This is a genomic window from Bacillus glycinifermentans (genome assembly GCF_001042475.2).
GTDB classification, from domain to species: Bacteria; Bacillota; Bacilli; order Bacillales; family Bacillaceae; genus Bacillus; species Bacillus glycinifermentans.
Genome location: NZ_LECW02000082.1, coordinates 18,320 through 43,847, shown reverse-complemented (window position 1 = coordinate 43,847; position 25,528 = coordinate 18,320). Strand labels below are relative to the sequence as shown.

Here is a 25,528-nt window from a genome sequence, read left to right as displayed (position 1 = left end):
AAATACATGAAAACAGTCTCTGGTATTTCCGGGAAAAATTATGCCCTGCCGTCACCGCTTCTATATCATGCTGTAAATAAGCCATTTTCACATTTAGGCTCTTTTTGTCTCAACTTCGCTTAAAGAGCATTTTCAGGTGTATTCCTAGATTCTGCCCGCTCCGTAGCATTACAGAACAGGTGACGTTCTCCCGTCGTTCCACATGATCTAATGGCCGCTATTGATTGCTCGACATAAGCCCCCCTTAAGCATTGCTTAGGGGGGCTTTGGCGTTTAATAAGGGATCTCCTCTCTTTCAGCGGATCCCTGTGTGGGAGTCTTCTCCCACTCGTTAAAGTACGGTAATAATTCCTCGTAACCACTAAAATCCGAATGGGACAAACATGGATAACCATGTTTTACTCTACCTTCGTTTATTTCATCGATCAGACTAATAAGCTGTCGTTTCCGCTCTTTTCCTAACTGTTGAAGCGCTTGAAAGTCATCAGAAGTCTTTAACATCGCTTGATTATAACGACTAAGAAGATCTTTGATGCGTTCAATATCCTCTTCTGTCTTCGCTTTGACTTTATGAACATAATCTCCTGCCGCCATTCCATAGAGGGAGGATTCGTATTCATCATCTTCATAGCTATAAATGGATCCGGCGTAGTTATGCTTCATTGTCTGATAGATGTAGCCACTTAAGTTTTCAATACTCCCTGAATGAGATTGCATTCCTATAGCGTAATCAAGGTTTTCCTCAATATATCTAGGATGGTACTCTTTAATCCATGAAACAGCCACGGACTTGCTGATTCCATATTTCATAATCCGACTTAAGACGGCACGGACATCAAAATCAACAGCATCCTTAGATAAGAACTGCCGAACATTCTGGTCATTCTTATAAACGTAAAACACAAATGAATCGATCCGTCTACCGACTTTTTTATGTACTTCATACTCAAAATATATGTCTGTCTTCTCTTTAAGCTCTTCCTTCGCCTTTTCGATAACCACTTTTTTCAGGTTTTTTGTCTGTGTTAGCTTGTCATCCGGAATGTTTAATAATCGTCGCAATTCGCTGACACGTAGGATCCTTTTTCTTTGGAGCGGCTCTCTTTCTTTTAGGATCTCATACATTCTCCAAGAATACTCCGACTTAAGCTTTAACACATTATAGAGCCTGTATTTTGTATAAGACGTTTTCAAATTGACTAAATATTGAGCAAGGGCATCAGAAAGTTTTATTCTGACAAGACCCTCTCCCTTTAAATACGTGGCCTGTTGAATCCAGTTGATTTTGTCCACGATGATCGGATTGCCTTTAGCATCAAATTTCTCAACTACCAGCACTTTACTTTGTAGCTGGTCTATGCTCTTTTCAACCCTCTCATAGAAGCTGTGTTCACTTATCCCAACCAGCCTAGCTAAATCCTTAATCTGGAGGACATAAGTTTTCATCTCTTCATCTTCGGGCTGAACTAAACTGATTAAACTGTATATGATTCTTCGTTCAGTTAACGATAGATCCTGTCTCGAATTAATCAAATCGTTAGCTTGGTTCACTAGATAATATGGTTTAATTTCAGCTAATTCGTCATCGAAGGTGAGTTGTTGGGGCATTGGCAAATCATTGTTCACATCTACCACTCCTCCTAACCTAGATCCCTATTATATTTGAATATAGGGTTAATTGACATGAAAGTCTAGACAGGTTTTTCCTCTAAAAAGGCAGTTGGATTTAAGGCTACCTAAACGGGGCGCATATTTGCCATCATATCAAGCAGACTTCCTAAAAGGCTACTTAAACGGGGTGAAAAAATTTTTTGACCCATTGGCTACCTAAACGGGGCCTACCTCTTTTCAATAAAACCAAATGATTGATATCGCCTGCCTCTATCATCAAAATGACTTCAAGAAAGCAATTTTCAAACATATTTTCCGCCTGTTTTGTATAACCATTTTATAAGAACATCAATCATTCACACCGTTTAGGTAGCTTTTTAATACCCCCTATGGAGACTTACACCGATTTAGTAACCTTTTAACCCCGTTTAAGTAACCTTTCACTCGCTCTATGTAACCTCTCACACTATTATTCTAGCGGATTACACCGTTTAAGTAGCCATTCACACTGTTTTAGTAGAACAATAGTCTCTCAATCACTTGATAGATAAGGCTTTCCCGTACCCCTAAACATGAAAACAAAGTAAACATTAAAAACAGTTTAAGCATATAAAACATGGATCCTTACTTTACCCCATTTACCCCTTTTAAGTAGCCTTTGTACAAGACCTTGATTTTAACCAGTTACTTGACTCTTCCTGATACCTTAACCCTTTTTCCGCCCTATAGTTTTCTCTCTTCTTTCATCTATACCTCACTACAATGGTGAACTCCCCTATAAACACCATGACTCCCCTTAATAACAATCTAAAACGGCTACTTAAACGGACTCCACAGCAAAATCAAATTTGATTCTCTTCCTTGTTTCCAATCAATTTTAAATGTATCCATATCCTCGCCCTGTATAAGTAGCCTTGAAAAGATTAGAATGGGTGAACCCGTTTAGGTACCCCTTTTTAGATACTCAAATGGTTCACCCCTTTTAAGTAGCTATAAAGAACAACCGACTGTTATCCAGCTACAAACTGATTCCATTGTCCCTTCACTCTATAGCTTTAGCAACCGTTTTTTGAAAAACGATATGCCGATACTTGGATTTTAACTCATCATAATCTAAATGGATCCCGAGCCTAGTTGCAATCTCAATAACCTCACTCCAGAGCCCCATTTTATGACCTTGCCATCCAATCATGTAATTCCCGACAGATGTTTCGGTCATTTTTTGATACGTTTTATCTTTTGTTTCATAATCTGTATGAACACCGAACTCAATATCTGTTTCTGTAAAGCTCTCTAAATTGATCCCTTTAAAAATAGGAGCGGAGATTTCAGTGAAATAACTACCCGGAGTTAAGGGGTTTGCTCGATATAGAGCTACATCATAAGTTTCCCCATCAATCGTGATCCAAGAATGACTGAATGTTGCACGAGCTTTTTTGAATGATACAAAGCCTATTCTTAATTGCGCCTCTATTCCCTGCTCTCGGAGCAAAACATATAAGATACTTGAAACAGTATGGCAAGCTCCTCGCCAGTTATTTCTCATTGCTCTGTTGAAAACTGCAAAGAACGTCTCAATCAGAATTTTGTTGTCTGATATTTGATACGCTCTTTGTTTCCATTCTTCAAAAGAATTGGTTACTTTATTCAAGCAACATTTTTTATACTTTTTACCACTACCGCAAGGACAAGGTTCATTACGTCCACACATTTAATTAAGCCCCTCCTATTAGGTTAGATTTAATCTTCACCTTTTTTCAAATCCTCTAGTCTGTATGTTTTAACAGGAGAAACCTGATTATCTGATTCTCGCCACCCACGCCATACTCTATCGTTATATCGCTTCAATCGCTTGGCTTCTGCTTTCTTTTTTTCTTTGTTGCTCATAGGTCTGCTCATTTTATTTTCTTTTGTCACATATTTAGATTGCTTCTTTTCCAATCGTTTCTTTGCTTCTTCATACTCTTGTCTTATTCTCTTCTTTTCCGCTTTGCTTTTTCCTTCCAATGCTTTCAAATGTGTTTTTTCCTTCAAATTGGAACGCTCCTTTCTCCCGAGCAAAACACTTACAGACCCCTTGATTATACTACGTTTTTACATTGGGGCTAAAAACAAAAAAACAAGCATACCTGTTTTGATATGCTTGTTCTTTCAACTCACGATATGGCCCCATTATGAAGTTGTATTTGTCTTTGTCCTTGTTCTGCTAACTCCTTATTATGAGTCACTATGATAATTGTTTTTCCTCGCCGATGGAGATCACTAAGTAAATCAAATATAATCTGTTCACTTTCCTCATCTAGGGATCCTGTTGGCTCATCTGCAAGTATACAATCAGGATCATTAATTAATGCTCTTGCAGTTGCTACCCTTTGTGCCTCTCCCCCGGAAAGTTCTTTAGGATAAGCTGATAATTTATCCTCTAACCCCACATAATCCAATAACTCGATCACACGCCTATTTTTCTCCTCTTTAGTCAATCCACTATTCCATAAGGGAATTCTCACATTCTCTAATACATTCTTCTCGTCAATCAGAGGATAATTCTGTAGGATAATACCGATTCTATGTTGCCTGAAACTCGCCAGTTGTTTGTAATTCTTTTTTGTTATATCAATATCTTTATAGAAATAAGATCCACTCGTTGGCTTATCTAGACCGGCTATGATGTTCAGAAGTGTTGTTTTTCCACTTCCGCTTCTTCCTGTAATCATGACCAGTTCATTCTCTTTGATGGTTAAATCTATCTCATTTAGAACCCGTTTACTCTGCTTACCTGATTCAAAGACCTTAGATACCTGTTTAAATTTGATCAAATCCATTATTCTCTCCCCTTCAACAGCATTTGTGTCGGATGTTTTTTAAACTTTAAATAAAACGGAACAACTAACACGACGCTAAACATGACTGAAAGTGCCATTCCACCTACATAATAGGCCGCACTTAATGTTCCAAGTATGAGCGACATCATCGAAGCTACTAATGCAAAGGAGAAGAGACATAGGAATAAGATTTCAAAAAAGATAAAGGATAAGATGTGCTGTGCTGTTAAGCCCACCATTAAATAAATTCCATACTTTTTCTTGTTAAGCCTTAACTTTGCCCTTAAAACAAAATAAATGGTACCCATCGCAAATAGGGCCAGTGTGGTTGTGATCAAAATTAAGATTTGCTGGTTCTGCTCCAACATGCTAGACAAAACAACAATTCCCGTCGTATTAGCGCCAATGATCGTGAAGTCTGAGAAACCTGATTGACTAGCTATTTGATTGACTTCCTTTGTAGTCTTCAAACTGTCTTTCGGGGTAACGATATATCCATTGACACTGTGGAGCAAAACTTTCCATTGAAAATCATAAAACTCTTTGTCGTTCCGCTCGACGTGATCAAAATGCATCATTGGCAAGACCATGTATCTGTCTAAATAAACTTGAGAGTCTTGGCCAATTGTTGTAAACGTGTTTTCTTTCATAAATCCACTTACTCGGACGTCCATCTTTTTAAATAAGTATTCAACAGTGATGGTATCGCCAACATTGTAGATCCCTCTGTAACTGGAACCGAGTAAAACTGGAATCTTGGAGTTTTCTTTATATTTAAATGCTTCATTCGGGAGCGGCTTACCCTCTGATAATTGAATATTAAGTAAATCAATAGCTTGTTTATTCACCTGTACAGCTTTTACAGTATCGTATATTTGATGATCTATTTCAGATTCATACGGCTCAATAATACTGTTTTCTTCGTACCCTGCCAATAAAGTTTGATCCCCTTTAAAATCGAGGACTCCGATTGGTTGTTGGATGATATTCAAAAACTTAAATTGGTCTGTCGAATCAAACTTTTCATACAACACACGAAGTTTTTCTACATTTGCCGGATCACTTAGGAAGGCATCTTCCTTTTCATCCCGTAATTGATCATCTATTTGGTAAACATTCTGGTTATCAAAAGAGTTCATAAAACTTTCAGCATGTGTTTCAGACTTTTGATAAACTAAAAACAATATTGACATAAAAAACGATAGAACAATTAGCTCCAGAATGACTAAAGCGGTAATCAACTTTTTTGAAGTTATGCTCTCCCAACATTCTTTTAACACCATTAGTTTTTACCTCAGTCTTTTTATTATATTTTTGTAAGACTTTCTCTGAAACGCAATAACAAAACTAACGACTCCCAATACGGTAGTCACAGCATAGCTTAAAGCAATTATTTTCAATTGATCATTAGAGAAAGGCAACATGAGTTTTCCTGTTAAGAGCCCCAATGCGTAAAAGCTTTGAGTTGCTAGTAGATAGTGAAGGAGGAGACTCCAGAATATTTTCCCTTGTTGAAAGCCAATTAACTGTTTGATTGTGATTAACATCGTTTTGCGGTGAATCCAGTATACTGAAATGAAAATTGATGTCAGTCCAATAACACAGAGAAGTACATAGAGGATAAGAAGACTTTGTTCGGCTATTCCTGTGATGCGATTCAAACCCTTGTCCTCTTTGTTTTTTATGGTTATACGTGCATCGTTAACTGTTTTTTTCAATTGGTTGATAACATTTTTTTGATCTGAGTAGTCATCAATCACATAATAGTTGGTGTTCCCTCTTGTAATTTCATCAAATGCGTCAATATTGATGAGCACTTGCTGATCAATCGATGTTGGTGTTTTATTCCCCATACGCCCGATAATCCTAAAACGTTCACCTTCATAATAAAAATATTCTGTTTCTTTTATAGCTTTTCCTACGACAGCTACCTTTTTATTTTTATAAAAGTCTTCTGGCTGAAAAAATCTGCCTTCTTTAATTGGAGGGACTACATCAGTGCTACCTTTTGAAAAAAAGCCCCTGACATGTGTATCACCATCAGAGGCTTCTTTGAAAATGGTATACTTTTTATTTAAGTCAAATTGATTCCAATTGAAGGGCTCTTTTTTCTTCGTGGTGATATGTAAATACACGCTGTCATTGCTATACAAAGAGTTAGAAATTCTTTCGAGCTTTTGTTGATCAGTTAAATAGTGTGTATAGGCCGCAATTATCAAGCTCATAACAAAAAAGGGAAGGCTTAAATAAATAAGCGTAGACACTCTTTGTTTCATAAAGAACCACCTTCAATTATAAGTAACTACTTAATTTCCCCAATAGGTTCTTGCTGTACCACCTTGGCACCAGCCAGACTTAGCGACAGTCTTTCCGGTTCCCCAAACTCGGCCGCTACTTGTAATAACACCAGAGAAAGGCCATCTGCGTTCGTACCTTGCTGTTGTATAATGTCGTTTACCTTTCCATTTTGTCACTCCTACTGCCCTATGTCTATTCATCTTGTAATTTAGTTCAGACCAGCCTTTGTGTGAATCAGGCTTATTTTTGGCAGAGATAGAATAGTTATCAGGGTTTACAATCCCTGATTCTTCATCCCAGCCTAAGTACTCTGATGCATGGGCGTTAGAAGGTATTAGGCTACTTCCAACCAAACCAGCTAAAGCAACAGCCGACAGGACAACAGACTTTCTTTTCATTGCCTCACTCCTATGATTTTTTTGTGAACCACTACTTTTTGGTAATGATCACAACTAAATATTAACACCATTTCCAATATAGTCAATACTTTAGGAAATTATTGAAAATGGTCTCTTTCTTTATTTTTTGTGATGATTCAAAAATATTAAAATTCAATAATTGATTACATGAATCAATCCAATAATAATCTGGTAATAAAGCATTTCCCTTACTGTTTTTTTGTAGTGTATTGATTATTTTTTTGTCAAAACTAAAGATATTTAAATAAAAAAATATTACGGCACTTTTGAAAAATCGAATTGTCTGTGAAGAGAATGAGAGTTTATCGAGTTTACGAAAAATAACATATTGAAATTAATATATTTAAAATTAACGCCATTATGTGTCCCTGTAGTTGAAGTTGAAACTGATTAGAATAAAGAAATTTGCTCCCATTTCTCCGGTGGAAGGTCTTCGAGCTCCTCTTTTATGTTCATATCGACTTTATTTGTTTCTATGTTCGAATTTAAGGGAATGTCAGTGTTCGTATCCGGTACATCTTCCAAATGTTCTGTAACCGTAAATAAACTTTGACGATAAGCTCCAACGTGAGCATTAACACTATTAAACTTAGAAACATAGTAATGACTCTCTCCCAACGGGAACAAATAATAACAAACTCCTTGATCTAAATTCACGTTTCCTTCCCCTGTATACTTTCCTTTGAACATATAGAATCCTCCCTTTTGAGTTTTAGTGATTTAAGTTTATTCGTTTATCCTAAGAGTTCTTTTTGAACATTTCCGTCTAACCATGCAAACCGTTCTTCTCTGAAAGGAGTATCAAGTTCTAAAAGTCATCTCGAAGCGGCAAAACAAACGTTTCATCTTGCCCTATTCTACTATCATAGATTAGTTGATAACTATCCCCTTGTTCTTGATATTCAAGAAAATATTGCTTTAAAGTATGGGGGAATCTTCGTGTGTGTCTCTGGTAATCATATATAACGCTTTTGAGGATTGATTGCTTTACAATTCCCAATGAAATCCCCACAGCGAGAAGTTCTCCTGTTATTGAAACAACTTTGCCAATGAACAAGTACGTTGAATCCTCCTTGTATAAACTTTTTATAATATTCCATTTGATACTTTTAATCAAATAAACTTTTTTAAAAAAGAGCCTGTGACAAGGCTCTGGAAAAGAAGTGATTATTATTGAGTTGATACATCGTAAGCCGCTCGGGTTTCATATCTGATGACCGTTTTGCCGTTATGCGTTCCATTGTACATCGGGCCTGCATAATCAAAAAACAAAGGTTGACCTTTTAGTTCTTCTCTGCCGGAACTATTTTGACCTCTCACAATTTTCTTTTTTTCTTCCTGTTGTTTTAAAAGTTCTTGGTAGCTCAATTTTTCAGTTTTAAGGAAGATACCGTCTTCTTTAACATCAACAAATTCATAGATGTAGTTATCAAAGTTCTTCAATATACTCACCTCAAATTAAAATTCATAAATAATTATATCATATATTATATGGAATTATAAATAATAAATATATTATTTAGCGAATTCAACTTTTGAGCCTCTATCAATCAATACAGCGTGTTTTTTGGAGTAAGGGACAATCTTTTTGGCCTTCTCTTTGTTAACTCCCTTTTCGAATAAAGTCATTACGACTAACTCCTCATTATCGACCGTTAGAGTTTTATGTTCTACTAATCTTCTCGTGTTTGTCATCTTTCACTCACTCCCTTAACCGGAAAAGTAAACCCTTTGCGAATAGCCCTTGCGTCGCCTTCCGTTTTTACAAACAAGGTTTTCGTATCGTGGTTGTTTTCAGGATCTTTATAAGAAACTCTTATCTCCCACAAACCCTCTTTTGGGTTGAATTTAGGAGGGGACGTGACCTCAATTACTGTGGCAATTCTCATCAAGAATATCACCTCAAGATTATTGATTTTCCTTTCCGTATGGAATACACATTAAATTTACATTTTGTTATTTTTCAATATATACTTTTAGTAAATGCAATTGTAATAAAAAACTCCTTTGTCGTAGTGTTTGAAAGGAGGTTTTCAAAGGTGAGCTTTAAGCTAAGGATTCTTATTTCTTTAATCATTTTCTTTTTCTGTAGACCTTTGACTTTCTTCATCATTCAAATGTATTTTCTCTCCGCCGCAATAAGGACAGAATATATATGTCCAACGAAACTTAGAGGTTGGATTTGGCCGCAAATAAACGGTTCATTACAGATTTTCCGAACGAGAAAGCCCATGCAGGGCGTAGCCCACGAACCTATATGGTCTGTCGTGGGAGGGGAGGCTGTTCAAAACAGAAATGGACTGAGAACGCTTAGCCAGCTTGCCCATTTTATGGGTGGGAGTGTCAAATTGTGCACAACGCCATTCAATCAATCTTTGACTACTGTTCATTCTATATCCCCTTTGATGGATTTTTCACCAATAAGTTAATGTGCGAACTCTTTGTATTTTTTTAATACTCTTTTTTTAACTAAGTTAGCATAACCGCCGCTTTTCCCAATTATTCTCCCTAGCTCTCTGTAACTGTAACCATCCATTAGCAATTTGATCGCTTTTCTGTCATCGGACTTTAGAGTAGATAAGAACACATTCACTTCAACAATAGAGGTATCGTCAGTTGTCCCGACTATTACTCCCCAATGCTTTTCAGCATCACCATAAAGAAAAGGATCTAAGCGGATTGCTTTTTCATGTCTAATAAAGGCTAATGCCATTTCTGCCTTAAACTCACTTACATTCAATCGCTTTGAAATATAAGTAGGATCCTTTTCAGTAAGATCCATTCTTTTTATTTTGAATCCAATTGTTTTCACTTCTTGTGAGAAAGACAAAGCACCAGAAAATCGTGTTATAGAATTAAATATACGGCTAAAAATGATTTTGTGAGCAAATGTAATAAACTTATTTCCTTGTTCCTCATTGTAGTGGTCAAATGCAGTGACCAAGCCTTCAAATCCACTTTGAACCAAATCATCGAAATCTAATCCGGTTCGCTTTCCTTGACCCCAAAAGTATTTTGCTATTCGTTTCACTAAGGGGGTAAATTGTATAATGGTTTGGTCTTTGGTTAGAAATTGACCGTCGATATATTTGCGACCAACTACTTCATCAGCAATCATCTCTTCCTTTAAATCTATTTGCGCTAAACTCATAACTTTACCTCCGATAATCTTTTGTGTTCTTTTATTATAAATTAATATATACTTTTAGTCAATTTTATTTTTTATGATTTGTTGCTTTTGTTGGACTACAAAGGTTTATTCATTTTTTTGTTGTTGTATAATTATTATGATTTTCACCCAAAACCAACTTTAATTAGAGTAGCTATTAAGGTTAAATGCGGCTTCACCGAATGTTACCTTTTTCGATCCCTTATTCGTTATAAATATGTATTCTTAAATTTGATATAAAAATGTTCATTGTTTTTATTTTATAATTCAAACTTATATATATTACGTCAAATAACTTGATCAACTTTAGATTTGTACTGTTAATTTAGCATAAAAACCCCTCACCTACTTGGTGAGGGGTTTTGTTCTTATTTAGTGCTATCAGCTTTTGCTCCAGCAAGGTTGTTCAATTTACTATTGATTCCGCCAGCCTCATCTTGAACTCTTTTAAATTCGTTGTTCAGATTGTCTTGAGCTTCCTGTGAAAGTTGACCGTTCAAGCCGGACATAACTTGTTGAGCTTTTTTGAAAGCGGCGGCGTATTGTTGTTCATACATCCGTTTCTGCTCTTCTTCCATCTTAGGGTTGCCGGACAAAGCTTGAACCGCTGATTCCATTCGAGCAATTTGGTTCTGAGCTTCTTTTGTTTTCTGGTCTTTCGTTTGGTATTCAAGTTGTTTGCTATAGGCATCAGAATCATATTGGTAGATTTCTTTAGCGATGTCTAATCTACTTTGACCAATATCGATAACAGCAATAGCTCCTTTAGCAAGGTTAGTGGCAATTTGAACGTGTAAGTTCGAAACCAGAATCATTGCTAGGACAAAGCCTACAAAAAAGTGTCCGAAGGATTGCTTAAAGAAGTTTCCGATTCCCATGTCAACACCAAACGATGTACCACCATTTGGATTTAATACTGTCTGTAACCAGCCTTTTTCCGCTTTGATAGGGAGCCCTATGAAAACCGAAAGCCGCAGGGCAACTACAAATAAGCAAAACCCTAGACCAATAATGATAATGAAGAAGACCGCCTTCATCATCAACATTGTAAATAGATTCAACAAATAGTTGTCATAAGTCAACATCGGTTGAAACTCGGGCCGATTAAAATAAGTTGTAATCTGGTCGATAGCCGGATTCATCTCTTAACCTCTCTTCCATTTTAGTTTCGATAAAAATTCGCGAATTATTATAAAATAATTTTTCGCTTTTTATCTTTTTTAATTTTACAATATTGAAAAACGAATGTAAACATAATCAGAAACAACAACCTTCAAAGTTGTATTTTTTGTTGAGATTGCTATTTTAAAGCGCAGATATAATCTGAATACTGTTCTATGACTCTTTTAAAGTTTTCGGCAGGGATATCGATATTGACATGGCATTTCAGCTCTAACGTCCTTTTATCAAATCAACCGAAGTAAACTCAATTAACTTCATTTTATGGCTTTCTCTATCTTCTTCATTGTCCTTACTTTTCAATACATTAAATCTTGCTAATACTGTATAAACAACATTATCAATAATCATTTTCGAATCGACAGAAAATTCTTCACCTGCGCTCAGAACAAAATTCCTTACCTGTTCCTTCATATTTTCGATGAAATTCTCAACAGTTGACGTGATACCATTTTGATTGAATTCAACCTCTAATTGAGGTCTATTTACAAGATAAACACCAGTCATTCTTTTAACCCCTTTCCATTTTTAAATTCTCTTCTCATCATCAATACCTCTCTCCTTAAAAGATCATATCGAGTAAATCAGAGATTAACCTAGCGAACATTTCAAATAACATAGGAAGTGCTCCGGCTAGTGCCACCATTGCCACTATCAATGCTATGAAGGTACGGAAAATGAGTTTTTTAGCAACTGCTTTTATGCCGCCTTCTTTATACACCATTGATTTGTTATTGAATGTAAATGTAACTATCGATACCGCAGAGTACTTTACAGGCGCATTTCCATAGCGTAATGCTGCGAAATCAAAGAATAGACAAGCCCACATCAAGAAGATGTATAGGATGATAAAGAGGAACATGAAACCACAAGCTTTTTGTATGAAAGCTCCTCCGCTAGTGTCGTTCAGATGTAACATGTCGAATAGTTCGAATCGCCATGCTCGATCTGTTAGTGAATCTGCATTTTCAGCGCCTATCACAAGGTCTCTTCTATTCATTTGAGAGTCATCTGGTTCTTTGAGAAATTTTTCTTTTGCTTTTTGTTTATCTTTATCACTATCAGAACTTTTGTCATTGTTGCTGAAAGATGCTTTTGAAGTGTCTATATTGTCTTCATCGTATTTGTGAAGAACATGAGGCACATAACAGTCATCGCCGTAGTTTCCTCCCTGATGAGCGACAAATGCTTTTACACCTTCTAAGCTATATTTGCCACCCTTAGCCCATTTATCGTTAATGTAGCCACTACCGAAATTATAGCCTTGCAACACTACAGCGAGCTCCGCATCTGTTTTTACTGATAAAGAGCTTAAAAACGCTTTAAATCCATTTTGAAAGGATTCTCTACCGCCTATACCATTAACACCTGCCCCAACACTCTCAGAAGACTGCATGACGTCTCCTAGACCTGTATTGTCTGTTTTGGCTGAAGGAGGAGGTGCGAAATTACTCTCTTGGAATGTTTTCGCTTTAATAAGCTCTTTAAACTTCAAAAAGTCTGGTGAATTGATGCTTTTTGCATATTTCTCAATTTCTTCATCGAACACTTCAAGAGCCTTTTTTTGTTTCTTTGAAAGGTTTTTAGGAACCTTTGCTTTTCCGAAAGGTGTAATATATCCACCAGTAAAATCGTATTCCTTTGTTCTTGTTAAACGGCAGGTATACTGTTCTCCTCGTGGCCGTTTTGCTTGGGTTTTATACTTGAACTCTGTATCTTTGCCTTTAACCTTAATGTGAAGAGTCTCTTCTTCTGCCGCTTTAACAACAGGAGACAATGACGTAATAAAAAAAGAGAAGAGAACAAAAACGGCCATTATAAGAGGTTGCATTATTTTTCTCTGATAGATCATAGTTCTCCCCTTCTCTAAGCTTCCTCGTAGTTGATATTGATTTCTTGTAAACTAACAATGTAACAGCCGTCTTCCATTTTCATAAAATTGAATTGGGGATTATTTTTTTCAATGATTCTAATGTATTCATCTACTTGTTGGTTTACCGGTTCCACCTTAATGGCTCTTCCTCCCGATTTTAGAACCTCACGGAATTTATTGGTTAAACCACTTTCGATGTCTTCTAAAGCCCCTTTCTCAATAGACTTTTTCTCCATCAATTCTAAGCGGATTTTTCTTTCTCTTCTGTTTTCTTTTCGTTCTCTTTTGCGCTCCTTTACACCTTCATTCCAAAACTCTTTCCAAGCATCTCTTAAAGCCATGAACCGACCTCCTCATATTAAATTTTTTGATGGAAACCATCTAATAAAACCTTCTCCCTTGAAGGTTCTTTGGTAAATCAAATAGTTGATCTATCAGTACTTATTATAATATAAACCCATATATGTTAAAATGATTTTTTGCCAAAATCGAAAATTATCAAAATAAAAAAATTGAAAAAAGGCCACTCGAAGCGAGTAGCCTTAGAATATCGAAACACCTAAGAAATACAGTACATTTACACCGATCAAAATATAGATAACGATATTAACTGCTTGTCTAAAACTGATTTCCCAATGACTATCAGTAGAGAACCATTGAGATGTATCAACAACATTGCTGAATGGTTTGATGATGAAAGTGGGAACGATTTTAACCTTTGTTCTTTTATTCGTGATTAAGGACGCCACACCAGAAAAATATACACCTTCTCTTGTAGACATATCACCAAACATGTGACTCATAGCTCCAATCCATGCAAAAATCACAAATACTTGAGCTAAACTGATGAATGCCCCCCCTTTTCCAAAGTTAAGCATAAACAGATACATGTTGTTTGAAAGACTTTCTTCTGTAAGTAAGCCCGATATTGCACTCGGGATAAGGAAAGTAACAAAAGAGTATGTAATAAAAAATACGATTGTCAATGAATCTATGCCATGTGAAAATTTACCTCTATGATTAACACCAGTAATACGGTAAATGAACGATAACCCTTTGTTGAAGATATTAGCATTGGCAGGAATACTACCCGGAGAATCAATATCAGGAAAACCAGATCCATATAAAGAAGCCCATAATGCAGTACATACGATCAGAGCATAATAGATAAACGAAAAGGGATTAGAAAACTGTAATGTGTCAATACCGAACGCTGGTAACAAATTGTTATTTTGTACAAATTCAGATGTTGAAATTGCACTTACTACAGGTATGCCAGCTAAACCGAATGCATAACCTAATTTTTTGTGTGTTGGATACATCATGTAAAACACCGACCTTCATTTATTTATAGTTTAATTATATTTTGTAATATACTTTTTGTCAAATTGTTTTTTAAAAATGCTGATCTTAAAGGTCAATTTATTTATTTTTTATTGTTATGTTATTCGATTGTATTCCGAGATTACAATAAACAAGCCCCAAGGCCGTTACGACCTTTGGGGCTTACTCTATCTTTATAGAATTGCTGATTCTTGTACTTTTTCTTTTAAAACTTCATACTCATATTTAGTCAAATGTGGTTCAAATGTTGCGATTGGGATCTTTTTCTTTTCACAAAGGTACTGGGCACAGTTTAACTTCGTGAACCAAAATGATGATTTGTTAGCAATTATTTTTTTTCCACTGTTTTGATTCTGAATTTCCTTCATAAAGTCAAGGAATTTATGAACACTAAACAAATTTGTGTCGTTTAAGGCTTTGTCCATTAAGCTTGCTCTATCATCTTCATTTAGATAAAGTATTTCAACAAGCGGTACAACTTCATCTTTCCCGCCTATAACCTTGATAAGTTTTTGGTTGATGATGCAAGCTAACGAGTTCAAGAGCATACTTTGAGCTTTTATAACATCCGAGCTGTCAAATATGTTTAGGAGGCGGGATACAGTGGCCGGGATACTTTGACCATGAATAGTAGTGAAGGTAAGAATGCCTGTTTCTGCAATCTGTAATGTTGCTAACGCTGTGTCTGCATCACTCTTTAATTCTCCGACAGATATTACATTCAGATCGTCTCTTAAATAATGATCTATCGCTTCTGAGAAGCTTCGAACATCTACTCCAACCTCTCGTTGGATGATCAAAGATCTTGTGTTTTGAGGCATTACATATTCAATCGGCTGTTCAATCGTCCCAATAGCAGAGCTATCATCCTGAGCAATTTTAGCTAGTGCGCTGGCTACGGTTGTTGTTTTCCCCATTCCCATAAGCCCGGAAACAATTATAAGCCCGTTTTTTAAAGAGGCAATACTTTCGAAATATTCTTTGGGTAAATTCAATTCTTCAAAAGTCGGGATATCAATGCTAAGGATCCGGATTGTGGCATAAAAATTACCGCTTGATCTACCTACATTTATTCTTAATCGGTAATTTTTTTTAACTTGATGCATTATTCCACTGTTATCTTTGACAGGGATAGTAACCTTTGTTGTGAGCATCTTTGTTATGCTCTGTTTTTCTTTTAATTGTTCATCATATTCTTGAATATAGTCTTCAACCTCAATCTCGCCATCATCGTTTTTATACATAAACCCAAAGGTATCTCTATATTCTTTCCATTCTTCTTTCGTATTGAAGCTTTTCATTAATTCTTTGGATTTTTTTTCATCAAGATAACGATCATCTATATAAGTGATAGCATACTCTTTAGCAAGGCCAAAAGTTTTCAACACATTTATCATGTAATTTCCATCGATGTCTTCGCCATCAGTAAGTCTCGGGAATTGCAATAGACTTCCTTTATTACGTAATCGAATAAAGTTGAAGGGCTGTAAGTGGATGTCTGAAACACCTAGTCTAATACAACGTGACAACAGTTGTGTAAAGTGTCTCTCAAACACCTCATCTATTCCATAACCAATTTTGACTTTTCTGTATAATTGTCCTTCATTTTCCATTGTTTCTTCCAAAATTTCTATATCATTCTTATTAAAATTACTATAATTCATTCTATCCTCCCCTTAACTACAAAATATGAACACCGTTATTATTCATTGTCCTTATCTGCGGAAAAAAGCTTATCCATTTCGTAATAGAGTTTGTTTTCTTGCGTTTTTAAAACCCCGTAGTCATACAAGCCCTTCATCAACTTATAATTTGTATATTCACTATAATCACGACCTTCGCTTATCCTTTTCTGTACAGCTTCATAAAATTCATCAGAAAGAATAGCGGCATGTTCTGGATCCCTTGCAATAGCATACAGTCGAGCAATAGGATACGCTTTGTCATCCGGAAGATTAGATGCCTGCTTCTGATACATCAAAGGGATTCCGTTGAATACACTCTCTATCTCGTCAATTGAAGAGATTGTAAGCAAGCTCATCTCTAAATCAAACTCTTTTGTTGCTTGTTCCTCAAAGGCATCGATTTCTTCATTGGTCTTATATCCTTGTTCGGCCAATTGTTCAGCGGATTTTTCTTTTTGTTCTTGCGTTGCATTTTTATCATATCGATAGTCCATGTTATAAGCTCTGAAAGACTCAAGCAATTCCTTATCGATGGTCTTTCCATCAACAACAAGATACATGAGAGGATTTTCGCTTGCTAATTTGCTCGCAAAACTTGGATCTTCTTCTTTTTCAGCCTTAACCAATTCTTTTAATAAGAATTGTTCTTTTTCGTCATCTAGTTTTTTGAAGGCACTTGCTGATTCGCTAATAATTTCAGTCTTTGTAGGGGTTTCTGACACATGCTTTTTTTCCACTGGTGCATCTGATTTGTCAGTTGCTGTAGAATTATAATTAAATGCTAAGACAAAGCCAGTCACAATCAGAATTAGAATAATAATTGAACCAATTATTGAAATGGGAACAAGTTTACTTCCCTTCTTTTTTCCGCTTCTCCTACTTTGCATTTTTCTCCCACCTTCACTTCATTATGTTTAATTGCCTTTCAACTTCAGCTAAATCAATATCAAATTCATATCCCTCACGTAAATATCTTATTAGATAAGATTCCGGAATATCCAGAACACTCATGATTTCTTCTTTAGATTTGTTTTTTTCAAGCATTCGATCTATTTGTAAGGTTAAAAGGAGATGCGCTACTACTGAAAACACATTTTCATATGCGTATACATCCTTAGTGCTTTTTTTACTTGCTTTATCAATCAAGCGCTTTCGGATATCACCTTGATCCTTTTGTACATCGGCGAATGAGGTTTCTACAGTTAAAGTGTCAGAAGTGGGTTCGTATTTTTGGAGCGGCATATTATTTTCGGATGTAGGTATATTGATTTCTTTATTTAAAAGCATTTGCTCAATCTTTTTATATTCTTCCTTCGAGATCTTTAAAATACTCCGCACCCCAAAAAATGTTCCTCCATTTACAATGTGCTGTACAACATAATTCTGAATGATGCTTTTCACTTCATCAGGCGTCTTATGGGTGACTATCGCAATACTTTCATAATCTCTTATATCGTAAGGGTTATTGTAGGCTTTAATGACTTCCTCCTCAGAATATTCAGTTTGACCAGGCTTGGCATTCATATCTTTAAGAATCTTGTTTGCATCCCTTGGAGATACTGGATAAGCTTTGACCACACTTAAAAGGTCACCGTATTTGTATACATCTTTTATAAACGGAATGATTGTTTCTCTTTCCAAGCTCAATATTCCATCACCTTCCCAATAGCAGATGTCTAGAGTATTTTAATTTTTGTATCCTTCTGAGACAGTCCCTTTGCTTTAATTTCTGCAACATATGTATTTTTCATATTTTGAGCTTCTTTAAGTTTCAACTCCACTCTAAATGTAGTTGACTCAAAACCGTCTTCTTGTGAGGAGAAATCTTCGACATGAAAGAATATTTTTTGAGTTAATCTCTCTAGCAATTCTTTTTGTTGAAAAGACTGTTTTAGTTTCCCTTCTGTGGTAAGAAGCGTATAGCCGCCTTCATCTTCTGTTGTAAAACGGAAGAATAATTTTAGGAGGTCGTTTTCCTTTTTAATACCGATTTGCCAATATCCAAAACCTTTCTCGGTAATCAGCTCTTTTAAATGTTTGTTCATAGTTATGGCAATTTTAATGAGATTGTTATACATTCGGCGCTCAATGTTAATTTTAAGAGGGTTGGGAGTTGTTTCTTCTCCAAACCACTGTATATTATTATCTTGGTTAAGTTCTTCCAATTTTGTCAGCCACCTTTCTAACAAGACTTACATAAACATTTTCTTCATCTTTCCAAGTTGTTTTCGCTTTTTCTCTTCTTCTGACATTGTTTGTTTGTTAACGCTCTTATCCGACTTGGTATTTGAGTTCTGTTTCGACTCTGTTGTTTGAGAGGTTATTTCGTCTTTTCTTTCGGGTTTACTTTGGGTTGTTGTTTCTCCATAGGTGTGTTGAGCTTTTGAACTATTATTTTCAGACTGTTCTATGGTGTTCTCGGCCTGATCAACATTGCTTTTTGTTGCTATTGGTGTCTTGCCATCATTATTCTTAGGTTCTGCAACCTTCGGATATTCTTGTAGCGATATTTCATGGTTCGTTTTACTAATTACAGGAGAAATATTTTGATTTTCAGGAATGTTATTTTCATAATACAAGTCTGATCTTGGACGAATACTATTTAAAGCGGGTTGCTGTAACGCCGAAACGTCAAGCAACCCTTTTTTGTTGAAATAAAGAACAAGTTCTTCTAACGAGTCTAAATGCTTAATTTCAGACCATTCAATTTCTCCGTCAGTTAAATTTTCCATCAGCTCAACTAAATCATTTACTCTTTTATTGAAACCCCTCGGTTTATCTTTTAAAGAATAATAGACGTTCTCTTTTAAGAGAGCACGAACCTTGATTTGCTTTTCAAATGTCATTTTCTTTTCCAAGGGAAGCGCCTCCTTTCGCAGTTGACATGTCTATCATTCTTTAACTTGAGGCTCTAGTTCTTGTTCTTGTTCTTCATAAGTTTCAAGATCAAAGAAGTCTCCAGCGCCATTTACATTCAAATCTCGAACGCTTTCAACTGGAGCATCTTCATCTTCCTCATCTTCCGGATCAATATCAACAATAAGCAGTCCGATACCTTCCTCCTCCAGCGCCTCTTCTTTTTGAAAGAAGGAATGAAGTTCTTTAGCTGAGTTATTAACCCCATCTGGAGCAACTGAGCCTCCCCCACTTACTAAAAGATAGGCAATATTGTAGCTTGCAATACCTTTATTTGCGAAGTAATCCATCCTAATTTTAGTGTAGAGTTCATTGGAGAATTTTGTTATTGCTTTTTGGACAGCCTCTTTAACGTCTTTTTTTCCTCTTCCTATTTTGATTTTTCCCGTTTCTAACGCTTTAATGGAGTCTTTAAGAGTGATCTCTGGGATAGAAGAGAATTCTTGTTTAATCGCATTCCCTATGTATTGTAATAGGACATTGCCATTTAGTTGAGTGAATGTTTCATTTGATTGCGGCTGGTATTTACCATCTTCAAAAATTGAAAGGTTTGTAGTTGAATTCCCAATATCAATGAATAGCAGTGTATTTTCGTTAATAACCTCTTCTATATCAACATCATCATCATTATCATCATCCAACTTTATTGACTCTGTCATTAACAATCTAGCTAACGCCATTTTCATTTCTTCTAAGGCTTCATAATCTTCATCATCAATTGAGAACTCGAAAATTTGTCCAGTTAACAAATTTGTTACTTTGTAATTACCACATAAAACTCCTTTTGCAATGTCTTCTGTTTCACGTGCATTATCAGGGGTTAATTCATTTGGAGGAAATAAAGTCTTCAATCGAATTGAAGTGTTATCGACACCTCTCTCATCCATAACCATTGTGATTCCTGCAATAACATTTAAATAATATGAAATCTGCTGATGTTTAAATTGTTGAGGTAACATTTTTTCTGAGTTCCCAACTCTTTCGAATTTTGTAGCTGCTCCAATAAGAAATGAACCGTTTTGTAATTCTTCAACAATTTTGTTGGCAACCTTATTATCACACTCGTTCCCTTTTTCCTCCAGCTTTGCAATTTTTAGATGAAGTTTCTCTGAAAAAAGAAGTTTCTTTTCATATTTCATTTCCCTCTTGTAATCAGCATCTTCAGATACACGAATATAGTTGTTGCTATTAACAAGTTTCTTCTTTTCACCAAAATCAGTGCAATCTAACGTCCGGTTTTCACTAGAACCTACATCTACTGCAATCTTCAACATTGTATTCGTCATAATTTCAGGCATTAATAAAAATGCCTTGCACCACCTTTCCATCTTCCAGTTTTTTGTTGTTTTCTTGTATGTAACTTAATTTCCAAAAAACATTTTTCATATTCTAACATCATTTTCAAAAGAATTAAAAACAATGTTTATTTGTTTCTGTATTCATCTTAAATGATTCCAGAATCTTTTTCAAGTATTTTTTTCTTTTTTGGAAATTTTCCATGAGAATAAATTTTAAAATATGTTATTTCTCTTTTTCAATCATTAAAATATCCACACAATATTTTTTGAAAATTCTTGCTTTAGAATTGTTTCATTCTTTATATGTTTTATATACTTTTTTAATATTTCCTGTTATTCGAAAAGTTATTTTGAGGTCAATTATTTGAGTCATAGGTGCAGATAAAGTCTCAAAACCCGAAAGAGCTACCGTGACGTTTGTTGAATCTTTTAAGGGAGAATAGGATCTGGATTAACTTGGGGATCAATAAAAAAAGCTTGTTCTAACTTAGAACAAGCTTTTTTGTTTGTGGTGTACTTTATTTTATTGTGAACCTAAGAACTTTTTCATTATCTGTATCTGTTGTCAAAGAATCAATTTCTTTTTGATCCACACCAACATGCTTAAGGAATTTTTGGAACTCTGTTGTACCAGTTCCTGTATAACCACTTGCAAAACCAGTTGTAATAGCTAATGTGCCTTTGCGTCCTTCTACTACAGTGACATATTCAATTTTTTGTTTGTTTCTCTTATGTATGATTGAACCGATTGCTCCTATTTGATTTAAAGCGTCTATCGCCGCTTTCAAAACCTCTGCCGATGATCCTGTATCAATAACAATATCAGCATTCTTTACATTCATTGCTATTCACCTCTTTGAAATTTATATAATAATAATAATAAAAATTATACTTTTTGTCAAATAGTAACCGGTTTATATTGAATGATATGAAGTGATATATCCTCTCAGTTAGCCGCTAAATCTGAATAAATGAAGATTAGATAAATCAAAATAAATTATTTAGACATATTCTCAAAAAAAGAAAAATCGCCTGTAGCAACAGGCGATTTACTCAACCTCAACTTCTTTTGGAATGGATTCTTTTAATATAGCTGTTGTTGGCGCAGTTAGCTTGGTACTTGGTCTTGCTACAAAGGAATAGTTTCCTGTTTTTAATTGTCTAGGAAAAACATCAGCTACCCCAGGCAATCTTACTCCATATCCTTTCGATAAAAAATCCTTCATAACATGTTTAAGGCTTTTCACTATAAGCTCAACCTCTTCTTCCTTTACTGATTTTTGTTTAGCTATTGAAGCCCTAATAGCGATAGCTTCAATTAACTCTTCGGTTGTTATAAATCTCTGGTTTTTGATCGGGGCTGTTCTAGTCATTTTACTTTCCTCCTTTAATTAAATAGGCTTTGGTAACATTATCGATTGTCGCAAGTGCCATTTCTTTCAAGTCAGATGAGTATTCCAGATCTTCGTGCATCCTTAAGTGGTTATCGATAAGGGTGTCAGCAAACCCTCTTGTTCTAAAGCTTTTGTTCCCGAATATATGAGTAGGACGCAAAATAACTTCTCCTTGTTTTTTAACCATCTTTTTTAATCGAGCATTTATAATTTGATCAAAGCTTCGGCCATCTTTCGCCATCAATTTAACAGTTTCAGTGGTGGTTAAACCATATAAATTATTGGTTTTCACATCACGAATTACATAACCAATGATTCTCCGATTTGAGTAGTAATCATTAGAATTTTTGTATTTCATATTGAATAAATCAGAGAATTTTGAACCGTGCAATAATCCCCTCAATATTTCATATGGTTGTTTTGAAAGATCGACCATTTCTTTCGGGATTCCTAAACAAGTGTACTGATAAGCATCCCATAGTATTCCTTTCGGAATAGGTTTTTCTAGAATCATTACAGCCCATCCTTTTTACAAAATGTATATATTATATTATAACAAAATGCCATTTAAAATAAAGGTAAAATATTTTCACAGATAAACTTTTTCATTTGATAAAATATATTAAAAGTTAAACCTTTTCTTGTCACTGAGAATTGAAATATTTTAAAAGATAAACCTTTTTAAACTTTCCCCTAATAAAAATATTTTCATAGATAAACTTTTTGGATTTAATTTAAAATCCAATTCATAAAATATTTTAAAAGAACAACTTTTTTGGATCAAAAACGGCCAAAAAGGAACAAATTTATTGCAATTTTCTTACTTCAAATCCTTTGAAATTCATATTACTCAAAAATCCTGTGGAAATTCAGTGATTTCTTTTAAAAAGAGTCTAGTTACTGTCTGCTTGAGCTTGCAATTTGAATAAATCATCACAAATATTCCAAAAAAGATCAGATTTCTTATTTGACGTTAACAAAATGATTATGATTGATACTTCTCAAATAACAAAAAAAAATGCATAATAAAAAGTGAACAAAAAATAGAATAAAGGAGTTTTTTTATATGAGTATACTGCTCATTTTAATAATTCTGCCTATAGTCAGCATAATAGTCTTGCGAGTATTAAAAGAGGTTATAACAAGTTTTATCCGTGCCATTATAGCCGCACTAAGTGTTTTTCTTTTGATACTTGCTGGCTATATTATTATGTGGGACGTAATGGGAGTTCACATTCCATCGACTCCACCTGCTGGTATATCAGAAATCATTAAGAGGGTAAACGAGTCTCAAAGCTATAGAGTGTTTAAAGAGAAGTTCGCAGATAATAAAAATAAGGAGTATGATTTGCTCGGTAACGAAAGAAGTTCTTCTCCGCTTAATGGCGCTACGGAAGATATCAGAGAAAAAACAATGGATAGCACTCATCATAAGAAAGAAATTGTTCAAGGGTCTAACGATGAACAGTTAGGTTTCATTGATACCTCAAAATCACTATTTTATTCGGTATATGAATGGAACGAAGAAGAAGGAGAATTTAAAATGAATAATCCAATGAAATATAGAGATTATTTAGAAACTGAACCATTCTTTCAGCAACCTCTTATAATGAAAACTTTAGATGCGGAAAATAAAAAGTACACTGCCATTTACAGAATAGTCCTTAAAGGAGATAGTGCGAAACTTTCAAAGTTTAAAAAAGAAGTACCTCTATTATCAAATAGCAAATTTGATATAAAGGAAATTAGAAAGCACAAAATATCTAGAAGTTATGATTTAATAACCTTTGGAAAAGATGTATATATCCTTAAAAACAGCGAATAAATTGCTGTTTTTTGTTTTGTTAAATTTAGAGGGGGATAGTATCTATATCAGGAATATTATAAAAAGTTTAAAGAAGAATTTAAGAAAGTTTATAAAAATATTAAGGATTTATTATAAAACCCTTATAAATTGCATATAATTTTCTTATAAGAAGGAATGAGTTGATCCTTGAATAAAACCGTAAATTGAAAGAAGGATTTAGAAAAAATCACGTTCTCGATTTCCATTCATTTTATTTGAAAACTGTTTCTTGCAGAATATTTTTTGAAAGAAAGAGAATAGTTTATTGAAAAGGAAAGGGTGTTCTTTCAAAATAATTTTTAAAAAATATTTTAAAAGAACACCTTTTTTGTTTTTAAAATGATTGACAAAAAGTATATATAAATATATAATCATTTTAAAACATGGAGGTGATCCTGTGGGATTCTTACTTGGGCTGGGATTACTTGGCTTAATTTTATTTGTTGCATTCTGTTTAATTCGTTTCTTAAAATTTGCTTTTATTGTGCTTTTAATTGTCGCTATTATTGTTTGTTTAACAAGGATTATTACTGATCCATTAGGAATTTTGATTATCGTGTTAATTGGGTTAATAATTTTTGCATTGTTAGGAAAAATGGGCTCGGGAAGGTGATAAGAAATGGAAACAGCTATCCATATGGTGGCAAACCTATTGAAGTTTGCCTTGAATGTCTTTCTTCTATTGCTTACAACAAAGATTCTATGGCGATTATTCACGTTTACAGTTGGTGCAATTATTTTTGTGAAGTACATTATTCCTTTATTCCAATTTTGATTGGAGAGATATACATGCTATCGCAAATAACAGTATGAAGCTCTTTTCTAGACTACAAGATCTCAGAGAAGAGCTTTAATTATGTCTTAAAAAGGTCTCCTAGTTTTCTAAAAAAACCTTTTCGCACTTGCTGTGAATTACTTTGTGACAAGCGTATATTCTCTAATAAAAGCTTGTCTCGTTCTTTCGCTCTTTGGTTCAATAACTCCTGTTGCTTATACAGAGCCATGTTTATTTGAATTAGTTTCTCTTGGTTCCGGTCTATGTTCTCAAGGGTGCTATAAAATCGTTCCAAGGTCGCTACAGGCGTTCCTTGGTATGGAGCAGGGGGCGTTACTATTTGTTTCTTTTGTAGCTCTACAGCAAGTTTTACAGCGTTCTCAACCGGCATATGATTTTTGTTAACAGCCGTTATGAACTGCTTTAGAATTACGATGTCTCTGTTATAAAATAGGCGGGCGTTATTTTGTCCTCTTTCAAACTGATATCCTCCTTCTTCAAGTGCTAAAGCGTATTTTCTAAGAGTGCTTGAACCTATTCCCAAAGTCTCTGCAACCTCAGAGCTTAGCAATGCTAACTCCATATGTATCACTCCTTATCAATACTGTTCTTCATTGCTATTATTGCTTTTCGTCACCATAAAACCCATATCCTTTCACTATTTCTGTCTAACAATAGGATGTTTTGTCAAAGTTCCGAAGAAGAACTAAATTCAATTTCGGAAAAGAAAAAACAAAAAGGCTCCGTTATTCCTCGGAGCCTTACTTTGAACTCTTAAAGTGAAGGGCCTATCATCTTAATAAAGAGACCAAAATTTGTAGGATATAGCCTTTTTAGAACCAGTGTTCACAAGTTTGTATCTGAATTTCGTTCCCTATTTAAGCTTACTTCGAAAACTT

General features: G+C 34.9%; 29 protein-coding genes. 2 read left to right on the top strand and 27 right to left on the bottom strand.

The window, feature by feature from the left end; all coding sequences use genetic code 11:
• Positions 1–273: 273 nt before the first annotated feature.
• The 26 genes from AB447_RS24485 to AB447_RS24350 all read right to left on the bottom strand — a co-directional run bounded on the left by AB447_RS24485 (position 274) and on the right by AB447_RS24350 (position 22,522).
• A complete protein-coding gene (locus AB447_RS24485) occupies positions 274–1,626 on the bottom strand; it encodes a replication initiation protein (protein ID WP_048354136.1) in 1,353 nt (450 codons plus the stop codon).
• Positions 1,627–2,653: 1,027 nt separating this feature from the next.
• Positions 2,654–3,322, bottom strand: coding sequence for an SEC-C metal-binding domain-containing protein (locus AB447_RS24480; RefSeq protein WP_048354137.1), 669 nt, complete (start codon positions 3,320–3,322; stop codon positions 2,654–2,656).
• A gap of 29 nt (positions 3,323–3,351) precedes the next feature.
• The gene (locus AB447_RS24475) at positions 3,352–3,645 is read right to left on the bottom strand and encodes a hypothetical protein (protein ID WP_053075391.1); all 294 of its coding nucleotides are present in this window, start codon (positions 3,643–3,645) and stop codon (positions 3,352–3,354) included.
• A gap of 122 nt (positions 3,646–3,767) precedes the next feature.
• Positions 3,768–4,433 carry an ABC transporter ATP-binding protein gene (locus AB447_RS24470; protein ID WP_048354139.1) on the bottom strand — a complete coding sequence of 222 codons (666 nt, stop codon included), beginning with the start codon at positions 4,431–4,433 and terminating at the stop codon, positions 3,768–3,770.
• Positions 4,433–5,716 (bottom strand): ABC transporter permease family protein, encoded by a 1,284-nt coding sequence (locus AB447_RS24465; protein WP_048354140.1) that lies wholly within the window; start codon positions 5,714–5,716, stop codon positions 4,433–4,435. Before AB447_RS24465 ends, AB447_RS24470 begins: the two co-directional genes overlap by 1 nt.
• A 6-nt stretch (positions 5,717–5,722) precedes the next feature.
• Positions 5,723–6,709: an ABC transporter permease family protein gene (locus tag AB447_RS24460; RefSeq protein WP_048354141.1), complete on the bottom strand. Its 987-nt coding sequence runs from the start codon at positions 6,707–6,709 to the stop codon at positions 5,723–5,725.
• 30 nt (positions 6,710–6,739) lie between these two features.
• Positions 6,740–7,129, bottom strand: coding sequence for a hypothetical protein (locus tag AB447_RS24455; RefSeq protein ID WP_048354142.1), 390 nt, complete (start codon positions 7,127–7,129; stop codon positions 6,740–6,742).
• Positions 7,130–7,540: 411 nt separating this feature from the next.
• The gene (locus AB447_RS24450) at positions 7,541–7,840 is read right to left on the bottom strand and encodes a hypothetical protein (RefSeq protein WP_048354143.1); all 300 of its coding nucleotides are present in this window, start codon (positions 7,838–7,840) and stop codon (positions 7,541–7,543) included.
• Between the two features lie 118 nt (positions 7,841–7,958).
• Positions 7,959–8,207, bottom strand: a complete 249-nt coding sequence (locus tag AB447_RS24445; RefSeq protein ID WP_048354144.1) for a hypothetical protein — start codon at positions 8,205–8,207, stop codon at positions 7,959–7,961.
• A gap of 113 nt (positions 8,208–8,320) precedes the next feature.
• A complete protein-coding gene (locus tag AB447_RS24440) occupies positions 8,321–8,593 on the bottom strand; it encodes a hypothetical protein (protein ID WP_048354145.1) in 273 nt (90 codons plus the stop codon).
• A 248-nt stretch (positions 8,594–8,841) separates the two neighbouring features.
• Positions 8,842–9,039 carry a hypothetical protein gene (locus AB447_RS24430; protein WP_048354147.1) on the bottom strand — a complete coding sequence of 66 codons (198 nt, stop codon included), beginning with the start codon at positions 9,037–9,039 and terminating at the stop codon, positions 8,842–8,844.
• Positions 9,040–9,575: 536 nt separating this feature from the next.
• Positions 9,576–10,301 (bottom strand): sigma-70 family RNA polymerase sigma factor, encoded by a 726-nt coding sequence (locus tag AB447_RS24420; protein WP_048354149.1) that lies wholly within the window; start codon positions 10,299–10,301, stop codon positions 9,576–9,578.
• A 386-nt stretch (positions 10,302–10,687) separates the two neighbouring features.
• Positions 10,688–11,461: a hypothetical protein gene (locus AB447_RS24415; RefSeq protein WP_048354150.1), complete on the bottom strand. Its 774-nt coding sequence runs from the start codon at positions 11,459–11,461 to the stop codon at positions 10,688–10,690.
• Between the two features lie 250 nt (positions 11,462–11,711).
• On the bottom strand, positions 11,712–12,005 hold the full coding sequence (locus tag AB447_RS24410; protein ID WP_048354151.1) for a hypothetical protein: 294 nt from the start codon (positions 12,003–12,005) through the stop codon (positions 11,712–11,714).
• 55 nt (positions 12,006–12,060) lie between these two features.
• Positions 12,061–13,350, bottom strand: a complete 1,290-nt coding sequence (locus AB447_RS24405; RefSeq protein ID WP_053075392.1) for a lysozyme family protein — start codon at positions 13,348–13,350, stop codon at positions 12,061–12,063.
• A 14-nt stretch (positions 13,351–13,364) separates the two neighbouring features.
• Positions 13,365–13,712 (bottom strand): hypothetical protein, encoded by a 348-nt coding sequence (locus tag AB447_RS24400; RefSeq protein ID WP_048354152.1) that lies wholly within the window; start codon positions 13,710–13,712, stop codon positions 13,365–13,367.
• Between the two features lie 201 nt (positions 13,713–13,913).
• On the bottom strand, positions 13,914–14,696 hold the full coding sequence (locus AB447_RS24395; RefSeq protein WP_048354153.1) for a metal-dependent hydrolase: 783 nt from the start codon (positions 14,694–14,696) through the stop codon (positions 13,914–13,916).
• Positions 14,697–14,888: 192 nt separating this feature from the next.
• Complete coding sequence (locus tag AB447_RS24390) at positions 14,889–16,379, bottom strand: ATPase, T2SS/T4P/T4SS family (RefSeq protein WP_053075393.1); 1,491 nt, start codon at positions 16,377–16,379, stop codon at positions 14,889–14,891.
• A gap of 38 nt (positions 16,380–16,417) precedes the next feature.
• Positions 16,418–17,287 (bottom strand): hypothetical protein, encoded by an 870-nt coding sequence (locus tag AB447_RS24385; protein ID WP_048354154.1) that lies wholly within the window; start codon positions 17,285–17,287, stop codon positions 16,418–16,420.
• A 13-nt stretch (positions 17,288–17,300) separates the two neighbouring features.
• Positions 17,301–18,047, bottom strand: coding sequence for a hypothetical protein (locus AB447_RS24380; protein WP_048354155.1), 747 nt, complete (start codon positions 18,045–18,047; stop codon positions 17,301–17,303).
• Between the two features lie 29 nt (positions 18,048–18,076).
• Positions 18,077–18,565, bottom strand: a complete 489-nt coding sequence (locus tag AB447_RS24375; protein ID WP_048354156.1) for a hypothetical protein — start codon at positions 18,563–18,565, stop codon at positions 18,077–18,079.
• A gap of 27 nt (positions 18,566–18,592) precedes the next feature.
• Entirely contained in the window at positions 18,593–19,258 is a 666-nt protein-coding gene (locus AB447_RS24370) for a hypothetical protein (protein WP_048354157.1), read from the bottom strand.
• Positions 19,259–19,291: 33 nt separating this feature from the next.
• Entirely contained in the window at positions 19,292–20,614 is a 1,323-nt protein-coding gene (locus tag AB447_RS24365) for an acetate and sugar kinases/Hsc70/actin family protein (RefSeq protein ID WP_048354158.1), read from the bottom strand.
• A gap of 518 nt (positions 20,615–21,132) precedes the next feature.
• Positions 21,133–21,456 carry a hypothetical protein gene (locus tag AB447_RS24360; RefSeq protein WP_048354159.1) on the bottom strand — a complete coding sequence of 108 codons (324 nt, stop codon included), beginning with the start codon at positions 21,454–21,456 and terminating at the stop codon, positions 21,133–21,135.
• A 207-nt stretch (positions 21,457–21,663) separates the two neighbouring features.
• Positions 21,664–21,987: an HU family DNA-binding protein gene (locus AB447_RS24355; RefSeq protein ID WP_048354160.1), complete on the bottom strand. Its 324-nt coding sequence runs from the start codon at positions 21,985–21,987 to the stop codon at positions 21,664–21,666.
• Position 21,988: 1 nt separating this feature from the next.
• Positions 21,989–22,522: a hypothetical protein gene (locus AB447_RS24350; protein ID WP_048354161.1), complete on the bottom strand. Its 534-nt coding sequence runs from the start codon at positions 22,520–22,522 to the stop codon at positions 21,989–21,991.
• Positions 22,523–23,074: 552 nt separating this feature from the next.
• Here AB447_RS24350 and AB447_RS24345 point away from each other — a divergent pair.
• Together AB447_RS24345 and AB447_RS26020 are read left to right on the top strand one after the other, a co-directional pair.
• Positions 23,075–23,833: a hypothetical protein gene (locus tag AB447_RS24345; protein ID WP_048354162.1), complete on the top strand. Its 759-nt coding sequence runs from the start codon at positions 23,075–23,077 to the stop codon at positions 23,831–23,833.
• Positions 23,834–24,251: 418 nt separating this feature from the next.
• Positions 24,252–24,467 (top strand): hypothetical protein, encoded by a 216-nt coding sequence (locus AB447_RS26020; protein ID WP_156416019.1) that lies wholly within the window; start codon positions 24,252–24,254, stop codon positions 24,465–24,467.
• Positions 24,468–24,708: 241 nt separating this feature from the next.
• Here the strand turns inward: AB447_RS26020 and AB447_RS24335 are convergent, their stop codons facing one another.
• Positions 24,709–25,212: a MerR family transcriptional regulator gene (locus AB447_RS24335; RefSeq protein WP_048354164.1), complete on the bottom strand. Its 504-nt coding sequence runs from the start codon at positions 25,210–25,212 to the stop codon at positions 24,709–24,711.
• Positions 25,213–25,528: the final 316 nt, after the last annotated feature.

Excerpts from the sequence above, each read along its gene's own strand:
- AB447_RS24480 (WP_048354137.1), bottom strand. The coding sequence starts at position 3,322 with ATGTGTGGACGTAATGAACCTTGTCCTTGCGGTAGTGGTAAAAAGTAT.
- AB447_RS24470 (WP_048354139.1), bottom strand. The coding sequence starts at position 4,433 with ATGGATTTGATCAAATTTAAACAGGTATCTAAGGTCTTTGAATCAGGT.
- AB447_RS24465 (WP_048354140.1), bottom strand. The coding sequence starts at position 5,716 with ATGGTGTTAAAAGAATGTTGGGAGAGCATAACTTCAAAAAAGTTGATT.
- AB447_RS24460 (WP_048354141.1), bottom strand. The coding sequence starts at position 6,709 with ATGAAACAAAGAGTGTCTACGCTTATTTATTTAAGCCTTCCCTTTTTT.
- AB447_RS24455 (WP_048354142.1), bottom strand. The coding sequence starts at position 7,129 with ATGAAAAGAAAGTCTGTTGTCCTGTCGGCTGTTGCTTTAGCTGGTTTG.
- AB447_RS24450 (WP_048354143.1), bottom strand. The coding sequence starts at position 7,840 with ATGTTCAAAGGAAAGTATACAGGGGAAGGAAACGTGAATTTAGATCAA.
- AB447_RS24430 (WP_048354147.1), bottom strand. The coding sequence starts at position 9,039 with ATGAGAATTGCCACAGTAATTGAGGTCACGTCCCCTCCTAAATTCAAC.
- AB447_RS24420 (WP_048354149.1), bottom strand. The coding sequence starts at position 10,301 with ATGAGTTTAGCGCAAATAGATTTAAAGGAAGAGATGATTGCTGATGAA.
- AB447_RS24415 (WP_048354150.1), bottom strand. The coding sequence starts at position 11,461 with ATGAATCCGGCTATCGACCAGATTACAACTTATTTTAATCGGCCCGAG.
- AB447_RS24410 (WP_048354151.1), bottom strand. The coding sequence starts at position 12,005 with ATGACTGGTGTTTATCTTGTAAATAGACCTCAATTAGAGGTTGAATTC.
- AB447_RS24405 (WP_053075392.1), bottom strand. The coding sequence starts at position 13,350 with ATGATCTATCAGAGAAAAATAATGCAACCTCTTATAATGGCCGTTTTT.
- AB447_RS24400 (WP_048354152.1), bottom strand. The coding sequence starts at position 13,712 with ATGGCTTTAAGAGATGCTTGGAAAGAGTTTTGGAATGAAGGTGTAAAG.
- AB447_RS24395 (WP_048354153.1), bottom strand. The coding sequence starts at position 14,696 with ATGATGTATCCAACACACAAAAAATTAGGTTATGCATTCGGTTTAGCT.
- AB447_RS24390 (WP_053075393.1), bottom strand. The coding sequence starts at position 16,379 with ATGAATTATAGTAATTTTAATAAGAATGATATAGAAATTTTGGAAGAA.
- AB447_RS24385 (WP_048354154.1), bottom strand. The coding sequence starts at position 17,287 with ATGCAAAGTAGGAGAAGCGGAAAAAAGAAGGGAAGTAAACTTGTTCCC.
- AB447_RS24365 (WP_048354158.1), bottom strand. The coding sequence starts at position 20,614 with ATGCCTGAAATTATGACGAATACAATGTTGAAGATTGCAGTAGATGTA.
- AB447_RS24360 (WP_048354159.1), bottom strand. The coding sequence starts at position 21,456 with ATGAATGTAAAGAATGCTGATATTGTTATTGATACAGGATCATCGGCA.
- AB447_RS24355 (WP_048354160.1), bottom strand. The coding sequence starts at position 21,987 with ATGACTAGAACAGCCCCGATCAAAAACCAGAGATTTATAACAACCGAA.
- AB447_RS24350 (WP_048354161.1), bottom strand. The coding sequence starts at position 22,522 with ATGATTCTAGAAAAACCTATTCCGAAAGGAATACTATGGGATGCTTAT.
- AB447_RS24345 (WP_048354162.1), top strand. The coding sequence starts at position 23,075 with ATGAGTATACTGCTCATTTTAATAATTCTGCCTATAGTCAGCATAATA.
- AB447_RS24335 (WP_048354164.1), bottom strand. The coding sequence starts at position 25,212 with ATGGAGTTAGCATTGCTAAGCTCTGAGGTTGCAGAGACTTTGGGAATA.